The following is a 2,358-nucleotide window of genomic DNA, read 5'->3' on the forward strand; positions in this document are numbered from 1 at the left end:
GTACGCATCCGGCGGGCGCCGTCTTGTCTGACACGCTGTAATTCGCCAAGCGTGTGACCTTAAATTTAGCTTCAAGGTCATCAGGCGATGCGGGTCGAGGTTTTGGGCGGGCTGGAGCGTCGGCGGCGTTGGTCGCAGGATGACAAGGCACGGATTGTCGAGGAGACGTTGGCGCCGGGCGCAAAGGTGACAGCGGTTGCACGTCGCAACGGAGTAGCGGCCAGCCTGGTGTTCACCTGGCGTCGTCAAGCGCGGACATCCGAGCAGGTCGCACCGTCTTTTGCGCCGGTGCAGATCGCCGCCACGGAGGCGGAGGAAACTCCGAAGCTCTTACCTGCGGGTGATAGCCGAGGGCGGTCTGTAGTGGCCGCGCGTATTGGATTGATCGAGATCGACCTCGGTAACCGGCGACGCATCCGAGTGGACTCGCACGTCGATACAGAAGCGCTGGCGCGGGTCCTCGAGGTACTTGAGCGCCGATGATTGCCATACCGGGTAATGTGCGGGTGTGGCTTGCGACCGGCCATACCGATATGCGCCGCGGCTTCCCGAGCCTCGCGCGTCTGGTCCAGGAGAGTTTGAAGCGTGATCCGCATGCCGGTGATCTCTATGTTTTTAGAGGCCGCCGCGGCGACCTGATCAAGATCATCTGGCATGATGGCCAAGGCGCGTGTCTGTTCACGAAGCGGCTGGAGCGAGGCCGCTTTTTGTGGCCATCAATGGCGGATGGCGTTGTGACGATCAGCGTTGCGCAGCTATCCTATCTCCTCTCCGGAATTGATTGGCGGATGCCGCAGGCAACCTGGCGTCCACAGGCTTCCGGTTAAATCGAGCGGGATTTTTTGCGACGAATATGGTTGATTCGTCCTCGTGACGACGCCAGCCGATCCGCTTCCCACCGACCTTGCCGCAGCACACGCGATGATCATTGCGCAGCGCGAGCAGCTGACGCTGGCGAGGAGCGAAGTGACCGTTGGCCGGCTGGAGATCGAGCGGCTGAAGCTGATGCTGGCCAAGGCACGACGAGAACAGTTCGGGCAATCTTCTGAGCGCGGCAAGCTGCTGGTCGAGCAGCTCGAACTCGCCATCGAGGATCTTGAAGAGACCCAGGCTGAGCAGGAAACCAAGGCCGAGCTCGCAGCGCCGGAAGCCGCCAAACAGCAGCGCGTGCAAAATCCGCGGCCGCCGCGACGTCCGTTGCCGGACAATCTGCCGATCGAACGCATCGTCGAACCCGCTCCTTGCGTATGTGGCAAGTGCGGCAGGAGCGACTGCACAAGCTCGGGGAGGTGGTATCGAAGACCCTGGAATGTGAGCCGCGGCGCTGGAAGATTATCGAGCATGTCCGCGAAAAGTTCTCCTGCCGGGATTGTGAGGCAATCACCGAGGCGCCGGCGCCCTCCCATCCGATCCCGCGAGGCTTTGCCGGGCCGAGCCTGCTGGCGATGGTGCTGGTCAACAAGTTCCTGCTGCACCAGCCGTTGAACTGACAGAGCAAGACCTATGCCCGCGAAGGGATCGAGATCGACGTCTCGACCCTGGCGGATCGGATCGGCGCCTGCGTGGTGGCACTCGATCCCATCATTGAGGCGATCCGGATCCACGTCATGAGCGCGGAACGCATCCACGCCGACGATACGACGGTGCCAGTGCTGGCCAAGCTCAAGACGGCGACCGGTCGGATCTGGACTTATGTTCGCGATGACCGGCCGTTTGGCGCCACGGATCCGCCGGCGGCCCTGTTCTACTACTCACGCAACCGGGCTGGAGGACACCCGCAGAGCCATCTTGCCGGCTATGTCGGCCTCATGCAGGCCGATGCCTTCGATGGATATAACCAGCTCTACAAGGCCCAAAGGAAGCCAGCTCCGATCCTTGAAGCGGCCTGTTGGAGCCACGGCCGCAGAAAGTTCTTCGACCTGGCGAAATCTGGAGAGGCGCCGATTGCGAGCGAGGCCGTGCGACGCATCGATATCCTGTTCGAGATCGAGCGCACCATCAACGGCAAAACGCCGGAACAGCGGCTTGCGGTACGTCGTGATAAGTCGAGGCCGATCGTCGCCGATCTCGAAACCTGGATGCGTCAGCAGCGAACCTTGCTCTCATCAGGCAACGATACTGCAAAGGCGATCAACTACCTGCTCAACCGTTGGGCGGCGTTCACCCGCTTCCTGGACGATGGTCGCGTCTGCCTCTCGAACAACGCTGCCGAACGAGCGTTACGCGGTGTGGCTGTCGGAAGACGAAATTGGACCTTCGCCGGTTCAGACGCCGGCGGTCATCGCGCCGCCGCCGTCTATACCCTGATCGAGACCTGCAAGATGAACGACGTTGATCCACAAGCTTGGCTCGCGGATG

General features: G+C 61.8%; 2 protein-coding genes and 1 pseudogene. All 3 read left to right on the forward strand.

Annotated elements, in window-relative coordinates:
* The first annotated feature begins 87 nt into the window (after positions 1-87).
* Positions 88-483, forward strand: coding sequence for a transposase (locus tag IVA91_RS33685; protein ID WP_247460456.1), 396 nt, complete (start codon positions 88-90; stop codon positions 481-483).
* A gap of 50 nt (positions 484-533) precedes the next feature.
* A complete protein-coding gene (tnpB, locus tag IVA91_RS33690; RefSeq protein ID WP_346015549.1) occupies positions 534-827 on the forward strand; it encodes an IS66 family insertion sequence element accessory protein TnpB in 294 nt (97 codons plus the stop codon).
* A gap of 94 nt (positions 828-921) precedes the next feature.
* A pseudogene (locus tag IVA91_RS33695) lies at positions 922-2,358 on the forward strand (IS66 family transposase); the annotation flags it as partial.

The sequence above is a fragment of the Bradyrhizobium sp. 153 genome (assembly GCF_023073835.1).
In the GTDB taxonomy this organism is placed as follows: domain Bacteria; phylum Pseudomonadota; class Alphaproteobacteria; order Rhizobiales; family Xanthobacteraceae; genus Bradyrhizobium.

What these genes read in the sequence shown, in the direction of transcription:
- tnpB (WP_346015549.1), top strand. Translation starts at nt 534, where the DNA reads ATGCGCCGCGGCTTCCCGAGCCTCGCGCGTCTGGTCCAGGAGAGTTTG.
- IVA91_RS33685 (WP_247460456.1), top strand. Translation starts at nt 88, where the DNA reads ATGCGGGTCGAGGTTTTGGGCGGGCTGGAGCGTCGGCGGCGTTGGTCG.